Source organism: uncultured Sphingomonas sp. (genome assembly GCF_902806265.1).
Taxonomy (GTDB): Bacteria; Pseudomonadota; Alphaproteobacteria; order Sphingomonadales; family Sphingomonadaceae; genus Sphingomicrobium.
This window is the reverse complement of sequence record NZ_CADCVZ010000036.1, coordinates 59,104-82,558: the sequence shown is the minus strand read 5'-3', so window position 1 is coordinate 82,558 and position 23,455 is coordinate 59,104. Positions and strand designations below refer to the sequence as shown.

Here is a 23,455-nt window from a genome sequence, read left to right as displayed (position 1 = left end):
GGCATGGGCGGACAGGCGGAAATGATCGCGGCGGTGCGGGCGGAGCTCGGCGAGCGGGCGGTGGTGACCGACCCGCGCGACATCGAGCCCTGGCTGACGGATTGGCGCGGCCGCTGGCAGGGGCGGTCGCCTGCCCTGCTGCAGCCCGCCTCGGCGGAGGAGGTGGCGACGGTCGTCCGGCTCGCGGGCCGGTACGCAGTGCCGCTGGTCCCGCAAGGCGGCAACACTTCGATGGTTGGGGGAGCGACACCGCACGATGATGGCAATGCCATGCTGTTCTCGCTGCGGCGGCTCAATCGTATCCGCGCGCTGGCCGCCGATCATGCCGTGGCGGAAGCGGGCGTGATCCTGCAAACGCTGCATGCTGCGGCTGCTGAACGAGGGGCGCGCTTCCCGCTGACGCTGGGCTCGCGAGGCAGTGCCACCCTCGGCGGACTGGCGGCGACCAACGCTGGCGGCACGCAGGTGCTGCGGTTCGGGACCATGCGCCGGCTGATTCTGGGGGTGGAAGCGGTGCTTGCCAATGGGTCGGTGGTCGACGGCTTGTCGGGGTTGCGCAAGGACAATCGCGGCTACGACCTTGGCCAACTGCTGATCGGATCGGAAGGTACGTTGGGGATCATCACCGCGCTGAACCTGCAGCTGGTCCCTGCGGTCGCTGCGCGAGCCGTGGCATGGGCTGGGCTAGCCGATCCGCAGGCGGGCCTAGACCTGCTGCGCTCGCTGCAGTCCGCGACCGACCGGGTTGAAGCCTTTGAAGTGCTGCCTGAGGACAGTCTCGGTCGGGTGCTGGAGCACATCCCTGGCACGCGCCGACCGCTCGCCGGCAGCCATCGCTGGCATGCGCTGGTCGAGCTGACCGCCAGCGACGCGCGCGCGGAGCCGCCAGCCGCGCAGCTCGAACGGCTGCTCGGTGAGGCGCTCGCGGCCGGGCTGATCGAGGACGCCACCATCTCCGGCAGCGATGCGCAGGCCGAGGCCTTCTGGCGCATTCGCGAAAGCATCTCGGAGGCGGAGCGGGGCAGCGGGCCGGCGGCGCAGCACGACATCTCGGTTCCGGTCGACGCCATGCCGCGCTTCATGGTGGAGGCCGCCGCGGAGGTCGAGCGGGCCTTCCCCGGAACGCAGGCGTCGGGCTTCGGGCACCTGGGTGACGGCAACGTCCACTTCCATGTCCGCGCGCCGGCCGGTGCGGCAAGCGAGTGGCTCGAGCATGAGGCGCCTGCTGCCACGCGCATGGTGCACGACCTGGTGACCGCGGCGGGCGGCTCGATTTCGGCCGAACATGGCATCGGCCAGATGAAGCGCGACGAACTAGCCCGGCTGCTCCCGCCCGCACGGCTGGCCGCCATGAAGGCGATCAAGGCAGCGCTCGATCCGGCCGGCATCCTCAACCCGGGCAAGCTGCTGGACTGAGCTGCCTTATAGCCGCTCCGCCCGCCCGCCGTCAGTTTGTTCGCGCACCCGCAAGGTCGCCAGCGCCGCCAGCACCATGGTGCCCGCGGCGAACGCCATGGTGTAGATCGGCTGATCGGGGAAGAAGGCCTTGGTGATCGAGCCCATCACCGTCGCGACCAGCAACTGCGGCACGACAATGAAGATGTTGAACAGCCCCATGTAGATGCCGAGCTTGCGCTGGGGCAGGGCGGAGGCGAGGATCGCATAGGGCATCGCCAGGATCGACGCCCAGGCGATCCCAACGCCGATCTCCGCGATCAGCAGCTGCTGCGGGTCGGTGAACAGGAAGAAGCTGGCATAGCCGGCAGCGCCGCACAGCAGGCAGACGACATGCGTCCGGACCTTGCCGATGCGGCTCGCCAGTGCCGGCAGGAGCGCCAGCGCCGCCACCGCGGCCACTCCATTATAGACGGCGAATAGCACGCCCACCCAATTGCCTGCGTCCTGGTAGCCCGCGCTTGCCGGGTCAGGCGAGTTGAAGAAGCGCTGTGCCACGACGGGGGTGGTGTTGATCCACATGATGAACAGCGCCGACCAGCTGAAGAACTGCGCCAGCGCGAGCCGCTTCATGACGGTCGGCATGCCGGCAAAGTCGCCGACGATGCTGGACAGCATGTTGCTGCCGTGGCCGCGCCGCGCTGAGGCGATCGCGAGAGCGCTCAGCGCTCCATAGGCGACCAGCAGCGCGCCGAGCAGGTAGACCTCCTTTTCGAGGTCGAGTGCGGCGACCGCGGCCAGCACGGCCGCGCCTGCGGCAAACCACCCGAGGCTGCTGCCGAAGGTGCGTGAGGCCAGCGCCCGGACCATGTCCTCGCTGCCCGCGTGGCTCGCGTCCTCGCCATAGGCCGCGAGCTGGTCCGGCGCGTATTCCTCCGTCGTCAGCACCGTCCACAGCACCGCCAGGAACAAGGCGGCTCCGCCGAACCAGAAGCTCCAGCGCACCGTGTCCGGAACGCCGCCGCCAGCGGCCTCGTTGGCGACGCCCAGCTGCTCGAGCAGCCAGGGGAAGATCGACCCGACCACCGCCCCCGCGCCGATAAAGGCGGTCTGAACCGCATAGCCCGCGGTGTGCTGGTCCTTGCGCAGCATGTCGCCGACGAAGGCCCGGAACGGCTCCATGGAGATGTTGAGGCTCGCATCGAGCAGCCACAGCAGCACGGCCGCCATCAGCAGCGCTTCGGACAGCGGCATGATGAACAGCGACAAGGCCGCCAGGATCGCGCCGGCCAGGAAGTAGGGCCTGCGCCGCCCCAGCCGAACGAGCCACGTCCGGTCGCTGAGGAAGCCGACGATTGGCTGGACCAGCAGTCCCGTGAGCGGCGCCGCGATCCACAGGGCCGGCAGGTCGTCGAGGCTGGCACCGAGCGATTGAAAGACGCGGCTCATGTTGGCGTTTTGCAGCGCAAAGCCGATCTGGATGCCGAAAAAGCCGAAGGAGATGTTCCACAGTCCCGCCCAGCCTTGGCGAGGCTTGTCCCGCACGCCCGTCACCTGATCCATCCACCCTCCGATCGCGCCTCAGCGCCGAGCGAACGCTGGCAGGTTCAGCGAACGTTGCCAACGGCCCCGGCTATTGTGCAATGCAGCAGCATAGGTATTCACTGGGTGACGGCCCGTTACCGCGCGTCTAGCGTGACGGCCAACAGGGAGGGAACGGGCATGGTGGCAGTGACACCCGGGGTTCGGGACGAGGCAACGGTGACCACGGCCGAGGTCGAGGAGGGCGGCCATGTCGATGCGCCGGAACTGCGCTACTTCGTCATGGCGCTGTTCTTCATCTTCGGCGGCATCACCAGCCTCAACGATGTGATCCTGCCCAAGCTCAAGGAGCTGTTCACGCTCAACTACACCCAGGCGATGCTGGTGCAGTTCTGCTTCTTTACCGCCTATCTGGTGATCGGCATCCCGGGCGCGCAGCTGGTCAAGAAGGTCGGCTACATGCGCGGCGCGGTGGTCGGCCTGCTGACCATGATGGTCGGCTGCCTGCTATTCATTCCGGCATCAAGCACCGCGACCTACGGCCTGTTCCTGCTGGCCTTGTTCGTGCTCGGCAGCGGGATCGTCGTCGTGCAGGTGGTCGCGAATCCGCTCATCAGCCTGCTTGGGCCGGCCCGCACGGTCCACAGCCGCCTGACCTTCGCGCAGGCGTTCAACAGCCTGGGCACGACCGTCTTTCCGATCGTCGGTTCGGCGTTGATCCTCGGCGGCTTGGCGGGGCTCTCGGCGAGCCAGCTATCGGGCTCAGCGCTGGACGCCTATCGCTCGGCTGAGACCCGGGCGATCGTCAATACATACCTGGGGCTTGCGGCAGCGCTGGCGGTGATCGCAGCGGCCGTCTGGTTGTTCCGCAACCGGCTTCCTGCGGAGCAGCATGACAAGGGCTCCGCGCTGGCGGGCCTGCCGCTGCTCAAGCGGCCCCGCTTCGGGTTCGGCGCGCTGTGCATCTTCCTTTACGTGGGCGCCGAGGTCGCGATCGGCTCGCTGATCGTGAACTACCTGATGCAGCAAAACGTACTCGGCCTCAGCGAAGGCGACGCGGGCGACATGATCGCCTACTATTGGGGCGGCGCGATGGTCGGCCGGTTCATCGGCTCCTACTTCCTGCGCATCCTCAGCCCCGGCCTGATCCTGGCCGGCGTCGCGGTCGGCGCGATCACGCTGATCCTGATCTCCACCAACAGCACGGGTGCGCTGTCCGGCTATAGCCTGTTGGCGATCGGGCTGATGAACTCGATCATGTTCCCGACGATCTTCAGCCTGGCCTGCGAGAGGCTCGGGTCGCGCGCGGCGGACGGGTCGGGAATCATCAACATCGCGATCTTCGGTGGTGCAGTGGTGCCCTTGCTGACGGGCATGCTGGCCGACGCCAGCGGCAGCCTCGGCTTCGCCTTGCTGCTGCCGGCGCTGTGCTATGCGGTAATCGCGGGGTTCGGCATCTTCGCGCGGCGCCCGGCCCAGAGCTAGGGTCTGGACCCTAGGCCGAGCCGCGTACCTTAAGCTGGACGGGCAGCAGCCGGCAGGCGGTCTGCCCGTTCTCGATCCGCTCAATCAGCGCGTCGACCAGCGCGGCGCCCGCCGCCTTGGCGTCCTGCGCCACCGTGGTCAGCGGGGGGTTGGCGTAGCCGGCCGCGGCAAGGTCGTCGAAGCCGATCACCGACACGTCTTGGGGAACCTGAAGCCCAAGTTCCGCCAACGCGTGCATTGCCCCGATCGCCGCGAGGTCGGATGAGGCGAAAACGGCCTCGGGCAGCGGGCCGCGGCGGGCCAGCTCCGCAACGGCCGCACGTCCTTCGGCTTCGCTTGGGCCCGCGGGCACCGATAGACTCTCCTCGACCGGCAAGCCAGCTTCCTCCAGCGCGCGGCAATAGCCCTGCCGGCGATGGAGGAACTCCGGGTATGCTTCGGTGGCCGTGCCGAGAAAGGCGATCCGCCGCCGCCCGAGCCCAAGCAGGTGGCGGGTCGCGGCGTAACCACCCCCTTCGTTGTCCGACCCGACCACCGCGCCAAACTCCGCCGCCCGCGGATTGCCCCAGCAGATGAAGTGCGTGCCATGCGCGACCAGCTGTTCCAGCCGCGGCCGGTGCAGCAGATAGTCGCCGTAGCCGAGCAGAATGATCCCGTCGGCCTTGCGGCTGTCCTCATAGTCGACGTGCCAATCGTCGCTGAGCTGCTGGAAGCTGATCAGGAGGTCGTAGCCCCGCGCCGCGCAGGCGCGGACCATGGCGCCCAGCATCGACAGGTAGAAGGGGTTGATCAGCGTATCGTCGGGCGTGGGATCCTCAAAGAACAGGGCCGCCAGCGTCAGCGCCTGCCGGCGGCGGAGGCCCGAAGCGTTCTTGTCGACCTTGTAGTTAAGCTGCTCGGCGGCGGCGAAAACACGCGCCCGCGTTTCCGCACTGACCGCGGGATTGCCGCACAATGCCCGCGACACAGTGGGCTGCGACACGCCAGCCAGGGCCGCGATGTCGAAGGAAGTGGGACGCCGGTTCGGCACAAGCGAAGCCTAGGAGAGGTGAATACGTATGTATAGCCAAGCCCCCCATTTCGCTCCCGTAATTGGCTGGTAGTCTTGGGCTGTAACGTGGTTGCAACCACGGGATGGAGGGCTGCGGTCCGTTCGGCGCCGCAGGTACAGGAGAACAAACAATGACTGCGACGTTTATGCGGGCGCGCCTGGCCGGGGCGAGCAGCTTGGCTCTCGGGTGCGCGCTGATGCTTGGCGCAAGCCCCGCGGCGGCGCAGGATGCGGGCACCTCCGTCACCACCACGCAGGAGACGCAGACCTCGCCGGTCACGGGTGCCGACACGGTTGCCGAAGACCAGGCGCGGGACGACGCCGCTTCGCCGGCTCCGCCGACCGGTGAGGAAGAAGCAGCGAACCAGGAGATCGTGGTTACCGGCTTCCGCGCCGCTCTGCAGAGCGCGGTGAATACCAAGAAGCGCCAGGAGCAGATCGTCGAATCGGTGACCGCTGAAGACATCGGCAAGCTGCCGGACGCATCTATCGGTGAGTCGATCGCACGCCTGCCCGGCATTGCGTCGCAGCGTACCCAGGGTCGCGCGAACGTAATCTCCATCCGCGGGTTCGGCCCGGACTTCTCGCAGACACTGCTTAACGGCCGTGAGCAGACTTCGACCAACGACAATCGCGGCGTCGAATTCGACCAATACCCGTCGGAGATCATCAACCAGGTCGTGGTCTACAAGACCCCCGCGGCAAGCCTGGTCGGGCAGGGGCTGGTCGGCACGGTCGACCTTCGCACGATCCGGCCGATCGACTTCGGCAAGCGCGTCGTCGCGATCGGCGCGCGTGGCAGCTACACCGACCTCGGCAAGCTGAACGCCGGCTCAAGGGACAAGGGCTACCGGGTCAACGCGACCTACGTCGATCAGTTCGCCGACGACCGGCTGGGCGTGGCGGTCGCGGCGTCCTACCTGGACGAGCCCTACCAGACGCAGGAATATAACGCGTGGGGCTTCTTCACGCCGGATGACACGGGCAACCTGCTGCCGTCCGGCTTCAAGTCGTTCGTCACCTCGACCGACCTCAAGCGCTTCGGCGTCAATGCGACGGTGCAGGCGCGTCCCACCGACGCGATCAAGCTGACGGCCGACGGCTTCTACAGCCACTTCGATGACGACCAGTTCAAGCGTGGCATCGAGCTGCCGGTCAGCTTCTTCGGCACCACGGGGGATCCCACGACCTTCGAGGTCGAGGACGATCAATATGTCCGCGGAACGCTGGAGAACGTTCAAGGCGTGGTTCGCAACGACATCTTCAACCGCAAGGCCGATCTCTATTCCTTCGGCCTGAACGCCGCGTTCGACAATGGCGGAGCATGGAAAGGCTTCGTCGACTTCGGCTGGTCGCGCACCGACCGCGAGGAGCTGAGCATCGAAAGCTATTCGGGTACCGGCTACAATTGGGTATCGGGTCCGGCCGGCACTCCGCAGATCGATCCGACCGATACCCTCGGCTTCGAGTGCGGGCGGACAGGTTGCGAGTTCGACCCGACACTGGACTATAGCGACCCTAACCTCATCCGGCTGACTGACCCGCTGGGCTGGGGCGGTAGCCGCGTGCAGGCAGGCTATTACAACAACCGGATCATCAAGGACGACCTCAAGCAGTACCGCGCCGAACTGGAGCGGGAACTGCCCGAGATCGGTTTCCTGAGCGGCGTCAAGATCGGTGTGAACCTCACCGATCGCAACAAGCGGCTCACCCCCGACGAGTTCTTTGTCGGACTGCCGGGTGGGGCCACGATCGCGGACATACCGGAGCAGTATCTGCTGCGACCGACCAACCTCGGGTACCTCGGGCTCGGCCCGATCGTCAGCTACGACCCGCGGGAGCTGCTCGACGATGGCGTGTTGGTGCTTGATCCCAACGTTTCCAATGACATCCCGGCCAAGGCTTACAACATCAAGGAGAAGCTGCTCACCGGCTATGTCCAGGCCAACATCGATGCGGAGCTTGGCGCTGCGCAGTTGACTGGCAACATTGGTGTGCAGGTCGTGCGGACCGATCAGTCGTCAAGCGGCATCGCCTTCCTCAGCGGCACGCAGGTCGATGTCAGTGCCGGCGACAAGTACACCGATGTGCTGCCCGCGCTGAACCTGTCCGCGCGCTTCCCGAACGACTTTGTCGTCCGGTTCGCGGCGTCCAAGCAGATGCAGCGGCCGCGGTTGGACGACCTGCGCTCGGCGATCAGCTATGGCGCCATCTTCATCAACGGTGTGCCGACCTACGACGGCAGCGGCGGCAATCCGACGCTGCAGCCGTATCGCGCCCGCGCTGTCGACTTCAACATCGAAAAATACTTCGGCGGGTCCGGCTACATCGCCTTGCAGCTGTTCCACAAAAAGCTGAAGGACTTCATTCTTACTCGTCAGTTCGAGTTCGACTATGCGGCCTACCCGCCGCCGTCCAGCGGGCCGATCCCGCCGGATACCGTAGGTTTCCTCACGGCGCCGACCAACGTGGGCGGAGGCAAGCTGTACGGTGCCGAGCTCGCCGGGACCTTGCCCTTTGGGCTCGTCACGCCGATCCTGGAGGGCTTCGGCTTCACCGGCGGCGTGGGCTACACCAAGACCAGGGTGCGCAATCCGGACGGAGACGTCCAACAGATCCCCGGCTATTCCAAGTGGGTGGCCAACGGCACGCTGTTCTTCGAACGGTACGGCTTCAATGCCCGCGGCAGCGTGCGGCACCGGACCGGCTTCCTTGGGGACTTCGTCGCGTTCGGCGGCTCGACGCAGCGCCGCAACGCGCTCAAGGAGACGATCGTCGATGCGCAGGTCGGCTATGACTTCGGGGAGGGCTCGTCGTTCCAGGGGCTGTCGCTGTACCTTCAGGGGCAGAACCTGACGGATGAGCGCTTCGGCTCCTTGGCCGAACCCGATCGGCCGCTGACCGTCATCGACTATCAGAGCTACGGGCGGCGCTTCCTCGCGGGCTTCACCTACAAGTTCTGATCTGTCAGCCAAATGAGGGTCCGCCGCGCGACGCCGGCGGATCCCCGGGCCAGTAAGCGGCGGAGGCGATGAGCTCAGGGCCGGTCAGCAGGATCGTGATCGCGGGCGGCGGCAGCGCCGGGTGGATGGCCGCGGCCGCGCTCGGCCGGTTCCTCGACAGCCGCTACCAGGTCACGCTGGTGGAGTCGGAAGCCATCGGCACGGTAGGCGTCGGCGAAGCGACGATCCCGCAGATCCACCTGTTCAACCGCAGCCTCGGGATCGACGAGCGCCAGTTCGTCGCGGCCACGGAGGCGACCTACAAGCTGGGGATCGAGTTCGACGGCTGGACCCGCCGCAGCCACCGCTACATGCACGCCTTCGGGCCGGTCGGCCGCGGTCTGGGCCTCGTGCCGTTCCATCACCTGTGGCGCAAGGCGCGGGCGAGTGGGCTGGGCGAGGACTATGGCGCCTACTCGCTCAACGAAACGGCGGCGCGCGCCGGGCGGCTGGGACGAGCAGCAGGCGGAGGACGTGCTGGAGCGTTGCCCGACCTCGTTTATGCCTTTCACTTCGACGCCTTGCTCTACGCCGCCTTTCTGCGACGCTTCGCCGAGGCCAACGGCGTCACCCGGGTCGAGGGCACGATCGAACGGGTCGAGCGCGATCGCGAGACCGGGGACATCGCGGCGCTGCTGTTCGATGGCGAGCGGCGCATCGAGGGCGACCTGTTCATCGACTGCACGGGCTTCCGCGGAATGCTGATCGGTGAGGCGCTGGGCAGCAAGTACCTCGACTGGTCCAGCAGCCTGCCGTGCAACCGCGCACTGGCCGTGCCCTGCGCCCGCAGCGAGGCGTTCCGCCCATATACCCAGTCGCTTGCGCGGCCCGCGGGGTGGCAGTGGCGCATCCCGCTGCAGCATCGCACGGGCAACGGGCACGTCTACTGCGATGCCTACACCAGCGACGACGAGGCAGCGGCGGTGCTGCTCGCCAATCTCGACGGGGAGCCGCTCGACCAGCCGCGTCCGCTGCGCTTCACCACCGGCCGGCGAGCGGAGTTCTGGTCGGGGAACTGCGTTGCGCTGGGGCTTGCGGCAGGGTTCATGGAGCCGCTCGAGTCGACCAGCCTCCACCTGGTGCAATCGGGCATCGCGCGGCTGCTGACATACTTCCCCCGCAGCTGGGTTGAGCCCACCGACCGAGCCGAGTTCAATCGGCTGACCGCGCTCGAATGGGAGCGCATCCGCGACTTCATCGTGCTCCACTACAAGGCCAACGGCCGGGTGGGCGAGCCATTCTGGGATGCGTGCCGCAACATGGCGGTGCCCGACAGCCTGACGGAGAAGCTGGAGCCTTGGCGCGCGTCGGGCCGACTGCACCGCGAGCACGAGGAACTATTCACCGAGGAGGGCTGGGCGCAGGTGCTGATCGGGCAGGACGTGCTGCCGGCCGACTGGCATCCGCTGGCCGACCAGGTCGAGGGTGAGGAGCTTGCCGGCTACCTCAAGTCGCTGCGCGACGCTTACCTGCGCAGGGCCGCGGCGATGCCGACCCATGCGGAGGCGGTACGACAGGTGGTGGCGAGTTGAAGAAGGATCAGGAATGAAGCGCTTATTGCTTTCACTCGCAGCAAGCATCGCAGCCACCGCGGCGGCTCCCGCCCCGGCGCAGGACATTGGCGCCGTGCGCGCCCGCTTGCCGGAGGACGAGATCATCTACTTCCTGCTGCCCGACCGCTTCGAGAACGGCGACAAGCGCAACGACACGGGCGGCATCCGCGGTGGGCGGTTGGCCCATGGCTTCGACCCGACGCACAAGGGCTTCTATCATGGCGGTGATCTCCGCGGGCTGCTGAAGCGGCTCGATTACCTGCAAGGCATGGGCGTGACCGCCCTGTGGGTGGCACCCATCTTCAAGAACAAGCCGGTGCAGGGGCCGCCGGGCCGCGAGAGCTCAGGCTACCACGGCTATTGGGTAACCGACTTCACCCAGGTCGACCCGCACCTCGGCACCAACGCCGACTTCAAGGCGCTGGTCGACGCGGCTCACGCGCGGGGCATGAAGGTCTACATGGACATCATCGCCAACCACACGGCGGATGTCCTCTACTTTGCCGAATGCGAGGGCCGGGGTGAGTGCACTTACCGCAGCATCGCGGACTATCCCTACCAGACCCGCGGCGGGGTGACGGGCGCCCGGATCAATGGAGGCTTCCTCGGCCACCAGGTCGGCACCGCGGAGAACTTCGCGCGGCTGACCGATCCCAACTACGCCTACACGGTCAAGGTCGCGCCGGCTGAGCGCAGCGTGAAGGTGCCCGCCTGGCTCAATGACCCGATCTACTACCACAACCGCGGCGACACCGTGTTCCGCGGGGAGTCGAACGACCTGGGCGACTTCGTCGGCCTCGATGACCTGATGACGGAGAACCCGCGGGTGGTCGCCGGCATGATCGACGTCTTCGGCTCGTGGATCGACCGCTTCGGGATCGACGGCTTCCGCATCGATACCGCGCGGCACGTCAATCCGGAGTTCTGGCAAGCGTTCGCGCCGGCGATGCTGGAGCGGGCGAAGGCGCGCGGCATCCCCAACTTCCACATCTTCGGCGAGGTCGCGAGCGACGACTTCCAGCCTGGCGTCCTAGCCAAGCACACGATCCGCGACCGGCTGCCGAGCGTGCTCGACTTCGCCTTCAAGCAGGCGGTGCTGCGCAGCGTCGCCAGCAACCAGCCGACCGAGATCTGGCGCGAGTTCTTCAGCCAGGACGTGCTGTACGCCGGCGGCGAGGAGCGGGCCAAGCAGCTGCCGACCTTCCTCGGCAACCACGACCAGGGTCGCTTCGCCTTTTACGTCCGGCAGGCCAATCCCAACGCGAGCGCGGATGAGCTGCTCAAGCGGGTGATGCTTGGCCATGTGCTGATGATGACGGCGCGCGGCGTTCCCACCATCTACTCGGGGGACGAGCAGGGGTTCGTTGGCGACGGTGGTGACCAGGACTCGCGCGAGACGCTGTTCTCGTCACGGGTCGCAAGCTACAACGACAACGACCTGCTCGGGTCCGAGCGCACGACGGCCGGGGAGAACTTCGACCCCAATCACCCGCTGTACCGGTTGATCGCGGAGCTTGCGGCCGTCCGCAAGGCGCAGCCCGCCCTGCGCCGCGGAGCGACCCTCGTCCGGGCGACGGAGGACGCGCCCGGGCTGCTCGCCTTTTCGCGCCTGCTCGGCAACGAGGAGGTGGTGATGATGGTCAATACCAGTACCCAGCCGATTGCGCGCAATGTGCAGGTCGATGTCGGTTCGACAGCCTTCCGCGCGCTCGCAGGTCCGTGCCCGACGGCCGCGCAGGCGCCGGGCAGCCTCCGCATCAGCCTGCCCCCGCTTGGCTACGCCATCTGCCATGCCGCACGCTAACGCCGAGCCGCTGCAGCGCGTGCAAGCTGCGGCGGTCGAGCCGTGGTGGAAGGGCGCGGCGATCTACCAGATCTACCCGCGCAGCTTCGCGGACTCGGACGGTGACGGGGTCGGCGACCTGCGGGGCATCGCCACGCACCTCGACCATGTGGCGAGCTTGGGCGTCGACTGCATCTGGATCTCGCCTTTCTATACATCGCCGATGAAGGACTTCGGCTACGACGTGGCCGACTACCGCGGGGTCGATCCGATCTTCGGCAGCCTGGCCGACTTCGATGCGGTGGTCGCGCGGGCCCACGCGCTCGGCCTCAAGGTCCTGATCGACCAGGTTTATTCGCATACCAGCGACCAGCATCCCTGGTTCGTCGAGAGCCGCTCCGACCAGCGCAACGGCAAGGCGGACTGGTACGTCTGGGCCGACCCGAAGGCCGACGGGTCGCCGCCCAACAACTGGCAGTCGGTGTTCGGCGGTCCGTCGTGGACCTGGGATGCGCGGCGCGAGCAATATTTTCACCACAACTTCCTCCGCGAGCAGCCCCAGCTCGATTGCCGCCACCTCCAAGTGCAGGAAGCGCTGCTCGACATCACCCGCTTCTGGCTCGACCGTGGGGTCGACGGCTTCCGCTTCGACGCGATCAATTTCATGATGTGCGACCCGGCGCTGCGGGATAATCCGCCGGTCGCGAACCCCATCAAGCGCACGCGGCCGTTCGACTTCCAGCACCACATCCACAACCAGTCGCAGCCTGAGATCGCGCTGTTCCTGGAGCGGCTGCGCGAAGTGATCGACAGCTACGGCGACCGCTTCGCCCTGGCCGAAGTCGGCGGCGAGCAGGCGCTGACCGAGATGCATGAGTATACGGCCGGGCCCAGCCGGCTGCACAGCGCTTACGGCTTCGATTACCTCTACGCGGAGGCCCTGACTCCCGAGCTGGTCGCGCGCACGGTCGAGCATTGGCCGGACGCGCCGGACGTTGGCTGGCCGAGCTGGGCGTTCGAGAACCATGACGCACCGCGCGCCGTCTCGCGCTGGGTCGCGCCGGAGCACCGGGAGCAGTTCGCCCGGACCAAGATGCTGTTGCTGGCCTCGCTGCGGGGGTCGATCATCCTGTTCCAGGGCGAGGAGCTGGGGCTGACCCAGGTGGACGTGCCGTTCCACCAGCTGAAGGATCCCGAAGCGATCGCCAATTGGCCGCAGACGCTCAGCCGGGACGGCGTGCGCACGCCGATGCCGTGGCTGGGGAACGCACCGGGGCACGGCTTCACCAGCGGTGAGCCGTGGCTGCCGTTCGGCCTTGACCACGCGGTCCTTGCGGTGGACCGCCAGAGCGCCGACCCGCGGTCGCAACTAAGCTTCACCCGCGAGGTGCTGGCGCTTCGCCGACGCACGCCCGCGCTGCGCTGGGGCCGGCTGGAGGTCCGCGAGGCAAGCGCGCAGCTGCTCGTCTTCGAGCGGAGCTACGCCGGCCGGACGGTCCGCTGCACCTTCAACCTCAGCGATGTCGAGGCGCCACTCCGCCGCCACAACGGCGCGCTGATCGAAACAGGCCGGGTTCTCGCCGACGCGCTTGAACCCTATGCTGCCCTCATCGAGGAGATCCATTGATGCGTTTAGTTCGCTTGGCTGCCGCGGCTTGGCTCATGTTGGCGGCTGGCCCCGTCTTGGCGCAGACCACCGACGCTACGCAGCAGAGCGACGTCGCGCAGGCGGCCGGAATCAACGCGGTCGCCTCGGCCACATCACCCGATGGCCAGCTGGCGCTCAACCTGACGGTCAATGGCGAAGGGCGCGTCGGCTATGCCGTGTCGCGCGCCGGGCAGCCGGTGATCGGGGAAAGCCATCTCGGCTTCCTGTTCAGCGACAGCCGCCAGCTGCTGCGCAACATGGCGCTGCAGAGCGCCACCAAGAGCAGCAAGGACGAGAGCTGGACGCAGCCCTGGGGCGAGTGGCGCACTGTTCGCGACAACCATAACGAGCTGGTCGCGACCTTCGCGGAGAAGGACAAGCTACGCCGCACCATGCGGGTGCGCTTTCGCATTTTCGATAACGCGGTGGCCTTCCGCTACGAGCTGCCCGAGCAGCCGAACCTCAAGACCGCCAACATCGTCGAGGAGCTGACGCAGTTCCGCATCGTCGAGCAGGGGGAGGCCTGGTGGGCGCCGGCGTTCGAAAGCAACCGCGAGGAATATCTCTACAACCATTCCCCAGTCGCCGGGATCGGCATCGGCCAGACGCCGCTCACCATGCGCACCCGCAGCGGGCTGCACTTGTCGATCCATGAGGCCGCGCTGATCGACTATTCCGGCATGAACGTGGCGAGTGGGGGCGGCGGGCTGCTGAAGGCGGCGCTGACGCCCTCGTCGAGCGGTCCCAAGGTGGTGCGCGACACGCCGTTCGAGACGCCATGGCGGGTCATCCTGATCGCGCCGGACGCGCCCGCGCTCTACCATGCCAACACCGTGTTCCTGAACTTGAACGAGCCCAACAAGCTGGGCGACGTCAGCTGGGTGAAACCACGCAAGTACATGGGCATCTGGTGGGGCATGCACCTCGATACCCAGACCTGGAACTCCGGCCCGAAGCATGGCGCCACCACCGCCTACGCCAAGCGCATGATCGACTTCGCGGCCCGGCACGGCTTCAGCGGCCTGCTGGTGGAAGGCTGGAACAAGGGCTGGGACGGCGACTGGTTCGCCACCGGGGACGACTTCAGCTTCACCGAAGCCTATCCCGATTTCGACATCGCGGAGGTGACGCGCTACGGTCGGGGCAAGGGCGTTCGCCTGATCGGGCATCACGAGACCAGCGCCAACATCGTCAACTACGAGCGGCAGCTGCCCGCCGCACTGGACCTTTACCGGCGACTGGGCGTCGACAGCGTCAAGACCGGCTATGTCGCCGACGCGGGCGGGGTGCAGGCGTTGGGGCCGGACGGGCGCCGCGTGTTCGAGTGGCATGAAGGCCAGGCCATGAGCCGCCACCACCTCAAGGTCGTAACCGAAGCCGCCAAGCGCCGCATCGCGGTCAACCCGCACGAGCCGATCAAGGACACGGGCCTGCGCCGAACCTACCCCAATTGGATCAGCCGCGAAGGCCAGCGCGGCATGGAGTACAACGCCTGGGCCGAGCCCAAGAACCCGCCGCGGTACGACACGGAACTGCTGTTCACCCGCATGCTGTCGGGCCCGATGGACTTCACGCCCGGCATCCTCAGCCTCACCGGGCGCGGCAATACGCCGATCCCTTCGACGTTGGCGCGGCAGCTGGCCTATTATGTGACGATCTACTCGCCCATCCAGATGGCCGCCGACCTGCCCGAGAACTACGGAGCGAACATGGCGCCCTTCCAGTTCATCAAGGACGTCGCGGTGGATTGGGACGACACGCGCATGCTGGCCGGGTCGGTCGGCGACTATGCGGTGATCGCGCGTAAGGAGCGGGGCAAGGCGAACTGGTTCCTGGGCGGCATCACCGATGAGGAAGCGCGGACGATGACGGTGCCGCTGTCCTTCCTTCAAACGGGCCGCCGCTACCGCGCGGAGATCTACCGCGACGGCGACGACGCCGACTTCCGCACCAATCCGCGCAGCATCGTGATCGAGCGGCGCGTGGTCCGCAGTACCGACAGCCTGCCCGTGCGGCTGGCGGCGGGCGGCGGCATCGCGGTGCGGTTCGTGCCGCTCGGCCGGTGAGGGGCTGGCTTCTCGCCCTATTGCTGTGGCTGGCGCTGGCGGCTCCGGCGCACGCGCGGGACGAAGGCCACTTCATCAGCCATGAGGTGCCCTCCGCCTTCGTTCCCCAGGCGACGGTCACCGTCTGGCTGCCGCCCGGCTACGCCCGCGAGACCAGGCGGCGGTACCCGGTCGTCTACATGCACGATGGGCAGAACCTATTCTTCAAGGAGCGGTCCGGCTACAACAAGATCTGGGCGGCGGACCGGTCCGCACTCCGGCTGATCGCCGACCGCAAGACGCGGCCGTTCATTATCGTGGGCGTCGATCATCCCGGGAAGGAGCGGTACCAGCGATATTTCCCGGTCAAGGTGGCGGAGCCGTTGCTTCGGGCAGGCATCGAGAGCTCCGCGGGGCCGCTGAAAGGCGACGCCTACCTCCGCTTCCTGGCCGACGAGCTGAAGCCGCTGATGGACCGCATTTACCGAACCCGTCCGCAGGCAAGACACACGGCGGTCGCGGGCTCAAGCATGGGCGGGCTGATCAGCCTCTACGCGCTGACCGAGCGCCCGGACGTGTTCGGCAAGGCGGCAGCGGTCTCCACCCACTTCGCGCTGATCGGTCCGGACGACCTCGCCAAAGCGCCGGGGCTTGGCGAGACGATCAAGGGTGCGTGGCGGGTCTACCTGTACAATCAGCTGCGCGCACCCAGGGGCCGCAAGCTTTGGATGGATCACGGCACCGCGACACTTGACGCGCACTATGCTCCCTATCAGCAGGTAATCGACGCAGAGGCGAAGCGCCTCGGCTGGCGGCAGGGCAGGGATTTCGAGAGCCGCGTATACCAAGGGGCGGAGCATGACGAGAATGCCTGGGCCGCGCGGCTCGACGAGATCTTCGGCTGGCTGCTGAGCGATTGGAAGTGACCGCCCGCCCGCCGCCCCGCAGCGTGATCATCCTCGGTGGCGGAACCGCCGGATGGATGGCCGCCAACCTGCTGCAGCAGCGCTGGGGCGGGGCAGGCTGCGACGTCACCCTGATCGAGTCCAAGGACATCGGCATTATCGGCGTGGGCGAGGGCTCGACCCCCCAGCTCAAGGCCTTCTTCGACCAGCTCGGGATCGGCGAGGCTGAGTGGATGCCGCGCTGCAATGCCACCTACAAGGCAGGGATCGAGTTTGCGGGCTGGTCCGACCGGCCCGGGTTCGAGCGCTACTTCCATCCGTTCCCGACCGAGGTCGACAGGTTCACCGAAGGCAAGTTCTTCTATGCGACCCGCGCGCGACGAGCGGGCCGTGACGTACGCGTGCATCCAGACCCATTCTATCTCAGCACGCGCATCGCCCGCGGCGGGCTGGCGCCGCTTGCTCCCGACAACTTCCCGTTCCGTATCGGCTACGGCTACCACTTCGACGCCCATCTGGTCGGCGCCACGCTGCGGGACTTCGCTGTAGGGCGCGGTGTCAGGCATGAGACCGCCACGATCGCCGAGGTACAGCTGAACGAAGCCGACGACGTCGCCGCGCTGATCGCCGACGACGGGCGGCGGTTTGAGGCCGAGCTGTTCCTGGACGCCAGCGGCTTTCGTGCGGCCATCATCGAGGGTGCGCTGGGCGAGAAGCACCTGAGCTTCGCCGACAATCTGTTCAACGACCGGGCGGTGGTCGCCCCGACGCCGCTGCCGACAAGCGGGCCGCTCGCCTGCACAACGGCGACCGCCGCATCGGCCGGATGGATCTGGCACATTCCACTGACCGCGCGGGCGGGCAACGGCTACGTCTATTCATCGCGCTACCTCGACCCGGAAGACGCCGCGGCCGAGCTGCGCGCCCACCTCGGTCTGCCGGCCGATGCCGAAGTGCGGCACCTCAACATGCGCTGCGGCCGCGTCCAGCGGAGCTGGGTGAGGAACTGCCTGGCGATCGGCCTCGCGCAGGGCTTTCTGGAGCCATTGGAAGCGACCGCGCTCCACGTCGTACTGGAGACGGTGGAAAGCTTCCTGGACGCTTACGAGAAAGCCGAGCGCGACCAGTTCAACGCCGCCATTGCCCGCCGCTACGAAGGCATCCGCGACTACATCGTCGGCCACTATCGCACGGCCCAGCGGCGCGACACCTACTATTGGCGCGATGCGACGGGGCACGACCGGCTGTCGGACAGCCTCAAGGGCATCATCACCGCCTGGTTCACGGGTGCGGATTTGACGGACGAGATTCATCGCCAGGGCATCGCCGACATATACCCGCCGCTCAGCTGGCACTGCATGCTGGCGGGGTACGGCAACTTCCCCGACGAGAGCCGGCTGCGCGCACCCGGCCCGGACATCGCGCCCATCGACATGGCCGAGGTGGAACGCTTCATCGCCGGCTGCGCACGCAATTTCCCGACCCACCGCGCAGCCCTTGCCGCGCTCCAGCAGCGGGTGGCCGCATGAGCCGCGCCGTCGCTTCCACGCTGATCCTGTTCGGCGCCACCGGCGATCTGGCCGCGCGCATGCTGCTGCCGTCGCTCTACGGATTGGACGCAGACGGGCTGCTGCCCAAGGAGCTGGCGGTGGTCGCGACCGCGCGGACCCAGCAGAATGATGCGGGCTATCGCGAGCATGTGGTGGCGGCGCTGCGCGACCATGCGCCGGGCGGCCTGTTCGACGAGCGTACGGCCGAGCGGTTCGCCGAGCGGTTCCGCTACGTGCCGCTGGACGCGCAGGACGGCGACGGCTTCCAGCGGCTAGCGGAGGCGCTGGGCGACGAGGCGGGGGAAGTTGCGATCTTCCTGTCCACTGCGCCGAGCTTGTTCAAGCCGACCATCGACAATCTGGAGGCTGCCGGCCTGGCGGGCCCGAACGTGCGGCTGGCCCTGGAAAAACCGCTCGGCACCGATCTCGCTTCCAGCCGCGAGATCAACGACGCGGTCGCGGCAGCCTACACCGAGGAGCAGACCTTCCGCATCGACCATTACCTGGGCAAGGAGACCGTCCAGAACCTGCTGGCGCTGCGCTTCGCCAACATCCTGTTCGAGCCGCTGTGGAGCGCGCAGCACATCGAGCATGTGCAGATCACCATCGCCGAGACGGTCGGCCTGGAGAAACGCGGCGATTATTACGATGGCACGGGTGCGCTGCGCGACATGGTCCAGAACCACATGCTGCAGCTGCTCGCGCTGGTGGCGATGGAGCCGCCCGCGAGCTTCGATGCGACCGCGATCCGGGACGAGAAGGTCAAGGTGCTCCGCTCGCTGCGCCCGCTCACGCCCGAGCGGATCGAGCGGGAAGTGGTCACGGGGCAATATGCTCCGGGCGCGGTGGCGAGCCAGCCGGTGCCCGGCTACTCGGACGAGCTGAGCCGCCAGTCGGCCACGGAAACCTTTGTCGCGCTCCGGGCGCATGTCGACAACTGGCGCTGGGCGGGCGTGCCCTTCTACCTGCGCACAGGCAAGCGGATGCCTGAACGGCGGACGGAGATCGTCATCCAGTTCCGGCAGGTGCCGCACTCCATGTTCGCCAGCCGCGGCGCGCGGACCGTTCCCAACCGGCTGATCATCTCGATCCAGCCCGAAGAGAACATCGCGTTGGAGCTGATGGCCAAGTTGCCTGGGCTCGACCGAGGCGGCATCCGGCTGCGCGAGGTTGCGCTCGACATCGACCAACCGCATGCCTTCAGCGACGTGCGCCGGCGCATCGCCTATGAGCGCTTGCTGCTGGACTTGCTGGAGGGGGACCCCACCTTGTTCGTGCGTCGCGACGAGGTTGAAGCGCAATGGCAATGGATCGACGGGGTGCGCGCGGCCTGGACCGCCGCCGGCATGGCGCCGCGGCCTTACGCGGCGGGCAATTGGGGTCCGTCCGCGGCGATCGCGCTGGCCGAGCGCGACGGGGTGAGCTGGAATGACTAGGGCCGAGTGGCGCTGTCACGACGATCCGGGCGCTTTCGCCGAGGCGGTCGCCGGGGACGTGAGTGTGATCGTGCGACGTTCGGTTGGCGAGCGGGGAAGGAGCTTGCTGGCGCTGCCGGGCGGAAGCACGCCGCGGCCGATCTTTCGCCACCTCGCTGCGGCGGCGCTGCCGTGGGAAGCAGTGACGCTGATCCCGACGGACGAGCGGCTGGTCGAACTCGGCTTGGAACTGAGCAACGCGCGGCTACTTAAGGAGAGCTTCGCGGGCACGGACGCGAAGGTCGTTCCGATCGCGGATGGCGAGCCTGAGCCTGGGCGTGCTGGCGATGTTGCGGACGCGCGCTTGCAGGAACTGCCCTGGCCACCCGCGCTGGTCTGGCTCGGAATGGGCGAGGACGGCCATACCGCCTCCATCTTCGCGGGTCCCGACCTTCAGGCGGCGCTCGATGCTCCCGCGGTGCGTCGGGCGGTCGGCGTCCGGCCCGATCCGCTCCCGCCCGAAGCGCCGGTCGCCCGGGTGACGCTGACCAGGTCCGCGATCGCCTCGGCCGATGCGGTGCTCGTAAGTATAACCGGCGAGAAGAAGCGCGCGTTGCTCGAACAAGCGCTCACTGAGGGGAGCGACTCCGACCTGCCGATCGGGCGCGTCCTGGCCGACCTGCGGCAGCCTCCGACCATTCACTGGTGCTCCGCATGAACCTGGACCCGCGCATCGCCGCCGTCACCGAGCGCATCGTCGAGCGTTCCCGGCCGAGCCGGCGGCGCTACCTCGACCTCATGGCTGCGCAGGCCGAGCGCGGCATCAGCCGGCCGCGGATGAGTTGCGGCAATTTCGCCCACGGCTTCGCGGCGGCGGAAGGGGACAAGGACCGCATCCGTAACATCGCGGGGCCGAACATCGGCATCGTCACCGCCTACAACGACATGCTGTCCGCGCATCAGCCCTATGCGCGCTTCCCCGAGCAGATGAAGATCTTCGCGCGCGAGGTCGGGGCGACCGCGCAGGTCGCCGGCGGGGTGCCGGCGATGTGCGATGGGGTAACCCAGGGGCAGGACGGGATGGACCTGTCGCTGTTCAGCCGCGACACCATCGCTCTGTCGACCGCGGTGGCGCTGAGCCACGGCATGTTCGAGGGCGCGGCGCTGCTCGGCATCTGCGACAAGATCGTGCCCGGGCTGCTGATCGGGGCCCTGCGCTTCGGTCACCTGCCGGTGCTGCTGGTGCCGGGCGGGCCGATGCCGACCGGGATCGGCAACAAGGAAAAGGTTCGGGTGCGGCAGCTCTACGCCGAGGGCAAGGTCGGCCGCGAGGAACTGCTCGCCTCGGAAGCGGCGAGCTACCATGCGCCGGGCACCTGCACCTTCTACGGCACCGCCAACAGCAACCAGATGATGATGGAGCTGATGGGGCTGCACATCCCTAATGCGGCCTTCATCCAGCCGAACACGCCGCTGCGCCAGGCGCTGACCCAGGCGGCGGTGCACCGGCTGGCGGAGCTGGCCGCCACCAAGCAGCGGCCGCTCAGCCAGTGCGTCGACGAGCGCAGCATCGTCAACGCGACCGTCGGCCTGCTCGCGACCGGCGGGTCGACCAACCACGCGATCCACCTGCCCGCGATTGCGCGGGCCGCGGGCATCCTGATCGACTGGGAGGATTTCGATGCGCTGTCCGCCGCGGTGCCGATGATCGCGCGGGTCTACCCGAATGGTTCGGGCGACGTGAACGACTTCCATTATGCCGGCGGGATCGGCTTTGTGACGCGCGAGCTGCTCGGCGCCGGGCTGATCCACGGGGATGTCGTAACTGCCGGGGCGGACAGCCTCCAGGCGTGGACCGCCAACCCGGAGCTGGCCGGGGACGAACTCGTTTGGACCGAGGTGACCGAGAGCCGGAACGACACCATGCTGCGGCCCGTGCAGCAGCCGTTCCTGCCCGACGGGGGCATGCGGCTGGTGCAAGGCAATCTCGGTCGTGCGACCTTCAAGACCAGCGCGGTCGATCCTACCCGCTGGACGGTGGAGGCGCCTGCGCGCGTCTTCTCCGACCAGAACGACGTGCTGCGTGCCTTCTCGGCGGGCGAGCTCAACGGGGATGTGGTGGTGGTCGTTCGCTTTCAGGGTCCGCGTGCCAACGGTATGCCCGAACTGCACAAGCTGGTGCCGACCTTGGGCGTGCTGCAGGACCGAGGACAGCGCGTGGCGCTGGTCACCGACGGGCGCATGTCGGGGGCGAGCGGCAAGGTGCCCGCGGCCATTCACGTGTCGCCCGAAGCGCTGGGCGGCGGGCCGCTCAGCCGCCTCCGGGACGGCGACGTGGTGCGGCTTTCGGCCGAGGATGGCACCTTGGCGGCGGTCGGGGTGGACCTGGCCGCGCGCGATCCCGCACCGTCGCCCCCGCCCCCTGCCGGCACCGGCCGCGAGCTGTTCGCGTTGATGCGGTTTGGAGCCGACGATGCCGAGCGGGGCGCGTCGGCGATGCTGGCGATGATGGAGCAGGAGCAAGCGTGACACGGCGGATTGTCACTACGGACATCGGGGGCACCCACGCGCGCTTCGCGCTCGCGACGGTGGAGCGCGGCCGCGTGACCGACCTGTCCGAGCCGGTCACGCTCAAGACCGCCGAACATGCCAGTTTCCAGACCGCCTGGGAGGAGTTCGGACGCCGTTCGGGCAACATCTTGCCGCACGAGCTTGCCATCTCGTTCGCCGGTCCGGTCGGCGGCGAGCTGCTGAAGCTCACAAACAACCCCTGGGTGATCCGCCCGGCGCTGATCGGCGAGAAGCTCGGCGTGGAGCGATACGCCATCGTCAACGACTTTGGCGCGGTGGCCCATGCCGTGGCCGCGCTCGACGGTTCGGCCTACACCCACCTGTGCGGACCTGAGGTGCCGTTGCCGGAAGAAGGCATCGTCAGCATCGTCGGCCCCGGTACCGGCCTGGGGGTCGCAAGCCTGGTCCGCCATCCCTCGACCTATCAGGTGATCGAGACCGAGGGCGGCCACGTCGACTTCGCGCCGCTGGACAGCCTGGAGGACCGCATTCTTCAAGAACTGCGCCGCAGCTTCCGCCGCGTTTCGGTCGAGCGGCTGATTTCCGGCCGCGGGCTGTTCAATATCTACGAGGCACTGGGCGCGATCGAGAACCGGCCGCTGACCATCCGCGACGACAAGCAGCTGTGGGCCGCGGCGATGGACGGCAGCGACAGCCTGGCCGCGGCCGCCCTCGACCGGCTGTGCCTGACGCTCGGCGCGGTGGCAGGCGATCTTGCACTCGCGCAGGGGGCACGGGCGGTAGTGATCGGCGGCGGCCTCGGCTTGCGCCTGGCCGCCCACCTGCCGCGCTCGGGCTTTCGCGACCGGTTCATCGCCAAGGGCCGGTTCGAGCGGCGCATGGACGAGATGCCGGTCAAGCTCATCACCCATCCGCAGCCCGGGCTTTTCGGCGCCGCGGCTGCCTTCGCGAGGGCCCATCCATGACGACCATTGACGAGATCATGGGCGCGGCGCCGGTAATCCCCGTACTGATCCTCGACGGCAGCATCGACCCCGCGGCCCTCGCCGAAACGCTGGTGAGCAATGGCTTGCCGGTTATCGAGGTGACCCTCCGTACGTCCCATGCACTGGACGCAATCCACGCCATGGCGAGGGTGCCGGGCGCAATCGTCGGGGCCGGCACGGTGGTCAACCGCGAGCAGCTGGCCCAAGCGCAGGACGCCGGCGCCACCTTCATCGTCGCTCCGGGGCTGACTGAAGGGCTCAGCCGGGCGGTGCTGGAGTCCGGGCTGGCCTACCTTCCCGGAGTATCCAGCGCTGGTGACGTCATGCGCGGGCTGGACCTCGGGCTCGACCGCTTCAAGTTCTTCCCGGCGGTCGCTTCGGGCGGCTTGCCGGCCCTCAAGTCGCTGTCGGAGCCGTTCGCATCCGTCCGCTTCTGCCCCACCGGCGGGATCACCCCGGAAAACGCGCCCGACTGGCTGGCTCACCCGGCCGTGCGCTGCGTCGGCGGGACCTGGATCGTGCCCAAGGGCGCAGCAGACCTCACGCAGGTAGCGCAGCTGGCG

The 23,455-nt window shown here is 67.8% G+C and carries 15 protein-coding genes and 1 pseudogene; 14 read left to right on the top strand and 2 right to left on the bottom strand.

Going from position 1 to position 23,455, the window contains the following annotated elements:
• Positions 1-3: 3 nt before the first annotated feature.
• Positions 4-1,416 carry an FAD-binding oxidoreductase gene (locus QZX62_RS08330; protein ID WP_294173603.1) on the top strand — a complete coding sequence of 471 codons (1,413 nt, stop codon included), beginning with the start codon at positions 4-6 and terminating at the stop codon, positions 1,414-1,416.
• A 6-nt stretch (positions 1,417-1,422) separates the two neighbouring features.
• Here QZX62_RS08330 and QZX62_RS08325 read toward each other — a convergent pair whose 3' ends face one another.
• Complete coding sequence (locus tag QZX62_RS08325) at positions 1,423-2,958, bottom strand: MFS transporter (protein WP_294173602.1); 1,536 nt, start codon at positions 2,956-2,958, stop codon at positions 1,423-1,425.
• Positions 2,959-3,117: 159 nt separating this feature from the next.
• On the opposite strand from QZX62_RS08325, the gene QZX62_RS08320 reads away from it, so the two are divergent.
• The gene (locus tag QZX62_RS08320; RefSeq protein WP_294173601.1) at positions 3,118-4,422 is read left to right on the top strand and encodes a sugar MFS transporter; all 1,305 of its coding nucleotides are present in this window, start codon (positions 3,118-3,120) and stop codon (positions 4,420-4,422) included.
• Between the two features lie 10 nt (positions 4,423-4,432).
• Here the strand turns inward: QZX62_RS08320 and QZX62_RS08315 are convergent, their stop codons facing one another.
• Positions 4,433-5,452 carry a LacI family DNA-binding transcriptional regulator gene (locus QZX62_RS08315; protein ID WP_294173600.1) on the bottom strand — a complete coding sequence of 340 codons (1,020 nt, stop codon included), beginning with the start codon at positions 5,450-5,452 and terminating at the stop codon, positions 4,433-4,435.
• A 152-nt stretch (positions 5,453-5,604) separates the two neighbouring features.
• Between QZX62_RS08315 and QZX62_RS08310 the strand changes: the two genes are divergently transcribed.
• The 12 genes and pseudogenes from QZX62_RS08310 to eda form a co-directional block, all read left to right on the top strand.
• The gene (locus QZX62_RS08310) at positions 5,605-8,436 is read left to right on the top strand and encodes a TonB-dependent receptor (RefSeq protein ID WP_294173599.1); all 2,832 of its coding nucleotides are present in this window, start codon (positions 5,605-5,607) and stop codon (positions 8,434-8,436) included.
• A gap of 68 nt (positions 8,437-8,504) precedes the next feature.
• On the top strand, positions 8,505-10,007 hold the full coding sequence (locus tag QZX62_RS08305; RefSeq protein ID WP_294173597.1) for a tryptophan halogenase family protein: 1,503 nt from the start codon (positions 8,505-8,507) through the stop codon (positions 10,005-10,007).
• Between the two features lie 13 nt (positions 10,008-10,020).
• On the top strand, positions 10,021-11,832 hold the full coding sequence (locus tag QZX62_RS08300) for an alpha-amylase family glycosyl hydrolase (RefSeq protein ID WP_294173595.1): 1,812 nt from the start codon (positions 10,021-10,023) through the stop codon (positions 11,830-11,832).
• A complete protein-coding gene (locus tag QZX62_RS08295) occupies positions 11,819-13,438 on the top strand; it encodes an alpha-amylase family glycosyl hydrolase (protein WP_294173593.1) in 1,620 nt (539 codons plus the stop codon). The genes QZX62_RS08300 and QZX62_RS08295 overlap by 14 nt, the downstream gene beginning before the upstream one ends.
• The gene (locus QZX62_RS08290) at positions 13,438-15,525 is read left to right on the top strand and encodes a glycoside hydrolase family 97 protein (protein ID WP_294173592.1); all 2,088 of its coding nucleotides are present in this window, start codon (positions 13,438-13,440) and stop codon (positions 15,523-15,525) included. The genes QZX62_RS08295 and QZX62_RS08290 overlap by 1 nt, the downstream gene beginning before the upstream one ends.
• The gene (locus QZX62_RS08285; protein WP_294173591.1) at positions 15,522-16,430 is read left to right on the top strand and encodes an alpha/beta hydrolase-fold protein; all 909 of its coding nucleotides are present in this window, start codon (positions 15,522-15,524) and stop codon (positions 16,428-16,430) included. The genes QZX62_RS08290 and QZX62_RS08285 overlap by 4 nt, the downstream gene beginning before the upstream one ends.
• The gene (locus QZX62_RS08280) at positions 16,427-17,938 is read left to right on the top strand and encodes a tryptophan halogenase family protein (protein ID WP_294173590.1); all 1,512 of its coding nucleotides are present in this window, start codon (positions 16,427-16,429) and stop codon (positions 17,936-17,938) included. The genes QZX62_RS08285 and QZX62_RS08280 overlap by 4 nt, the downstream gene beginning before the upstream one ends.
• Positions 17,935-19,395, top strand: a complete 1,461-nt coding sequence (gene zwf, locus QZX62_RS08275) for a glucose-6-phosphate dehydrogenase (protein ID WP_294173589.1) — start codon at positions 17,935-17,937, stop codon at positions 19,393-19,395. Before QZX62_RS08280 ends, zwf begins: the two co-directional genes overlap by 4 nt.
• Positions 19,388-20,092, top strand: coding sequence for a 6-phosphogluconolactonase (locus tag QZX62_RS08270; RefSeq protein WP_294173588.1), 705 nt, complete (start codon positions 19,388-19,390; stop codon positions 20,090-20,092). Before zwf ends, QZX62_RS08270 begins: the two co-directional genes overlap by 8 nt.
• Positions 20,089-21,903, top strand: a complete 1,815-nt coding sequence (gene edd / locus QZX62_RS08265) for a phosphogluconate dehydratase (RefSeq protein WP_294173587.1) — start codon at positions 20,089-20,091, stop codon at positions 21,901-21,903. The genes QZX62_RS08270 and edd overlap by 4 nt, the downstream gene beginning before the upstream one ends.
• Positions 21,900-22,871 (top strand): glucokinase, encoded by a 972-nt coding sequence (locus QZX62_RS08260; RefSeq protein WP_294173585.1) that lies wholly within the window; start codon positions 21,900-21,902, stop codon positions 22,869-22,871. The genes edd and QZX62_RS08260 overlap by 4 nt, the downstream gene beginning before the upstream one ends.
• Positions 22,868-23,452 (top strand): annotated as a pseudogene (gene eda / locus QZX62_RS08255) (bifunctional 4-hydroxy-2-oxoglutarate aldolase/2-dehydro-3-deoxy-phosphogluconate aldolase); the annotation flags it as partial. The gene QZX62_RS08260 and the pseudogene eda, both read left to right, overlap by 4 nt.
• Between the last annotated feature and the right edge of the window lie 3 nt (positions 23,453-23,455).

What these genes read in the sequence shown, in the direction of transcription:
- zwf (WP_294173589.1), top strand. Translation starts at nt 17,935, where the DNA reads ATGAGCCGCGCCGTCGCTTCCACGCTGATCCTGTTCGGCGCCACCGGC.
- QZX62_RS08305 (WP_294173597.1), top strand. Translation starts at nt 8,505, where the DNA reads ATGAGCTCAGGGCCGGTCAGCAGGATCGTGATCGCGGGCGGCGGCAGC.
- QZX62_RS08320 (WP_294173601.1), top strand. Translation starts at nt 3,118, where the DNA reads ATGGTGGCAGTGACACCCGGGGTTCGGGACGAGGCAACGGTGACCACG.
- QZX62_RS08330 (WP_294173603.1), top strand. Translation starts at nt 4, where the DNA reads ATGGGCGGACAGGCGGAAATGATCGCGGCGGTGCGGGCGGAGCTCGGC.
- QZX62_RS08290 (WP_294173592.1), top strand. Translation starts at nt 13,438, where the DNA reads ATGCGTTTAGTTCGCTTGGCTGCCGCGGCTTGGCTCATGTTGGCGGCT.
- edd (WP_294173587.1), top strand. Translation starts at nt 20,089, where the DNA reads ATGAACCTGGACCCGCGCATCGCCGCCGTCACCGAGCGCATCGTCGAG.
- QZX62_RS08325 (WP_294173602.1), bottom strand. Translation starts at nt 2,958, where the DNA reads ATGGATCAGGTGACGGGCGTGCGGGACAAGCCTCGCCAAGGCTGGGCG.
- QZX62_RS08270 (WP_294173588.1), top strand. Translation starts at nt 19,388, where the DNA reads ATGACTAGGGCCGAGTGGCGCTGTCACGACGATCCGGGCGCTTTCGCC.
- QZX62_RS08310 (WP_294173599.1), top strand. Translation starts at nt 5,605, where the DNA reads ATGACTGCGACGTTTATGCGGGCGCGCCTGGCCGGGGCGAGCAGCTTG.
- QZX62_RS08300 (WP_294173595.1), top strand. Translation starts at nt 10,021, where the DNA reads ATGAAGCGCTTATTGCTTTCACTCGCAGCAAGCATCGCAGCCACCGCG.
- QZX62_RS08295 (WP_294173593.1), top strand. Translation starts at nt 11,819, where the DNA reads ATGCCGCACGCTAACGCCGAGCCGCTGCAGCGCGTGCAAGCTGCGGCG.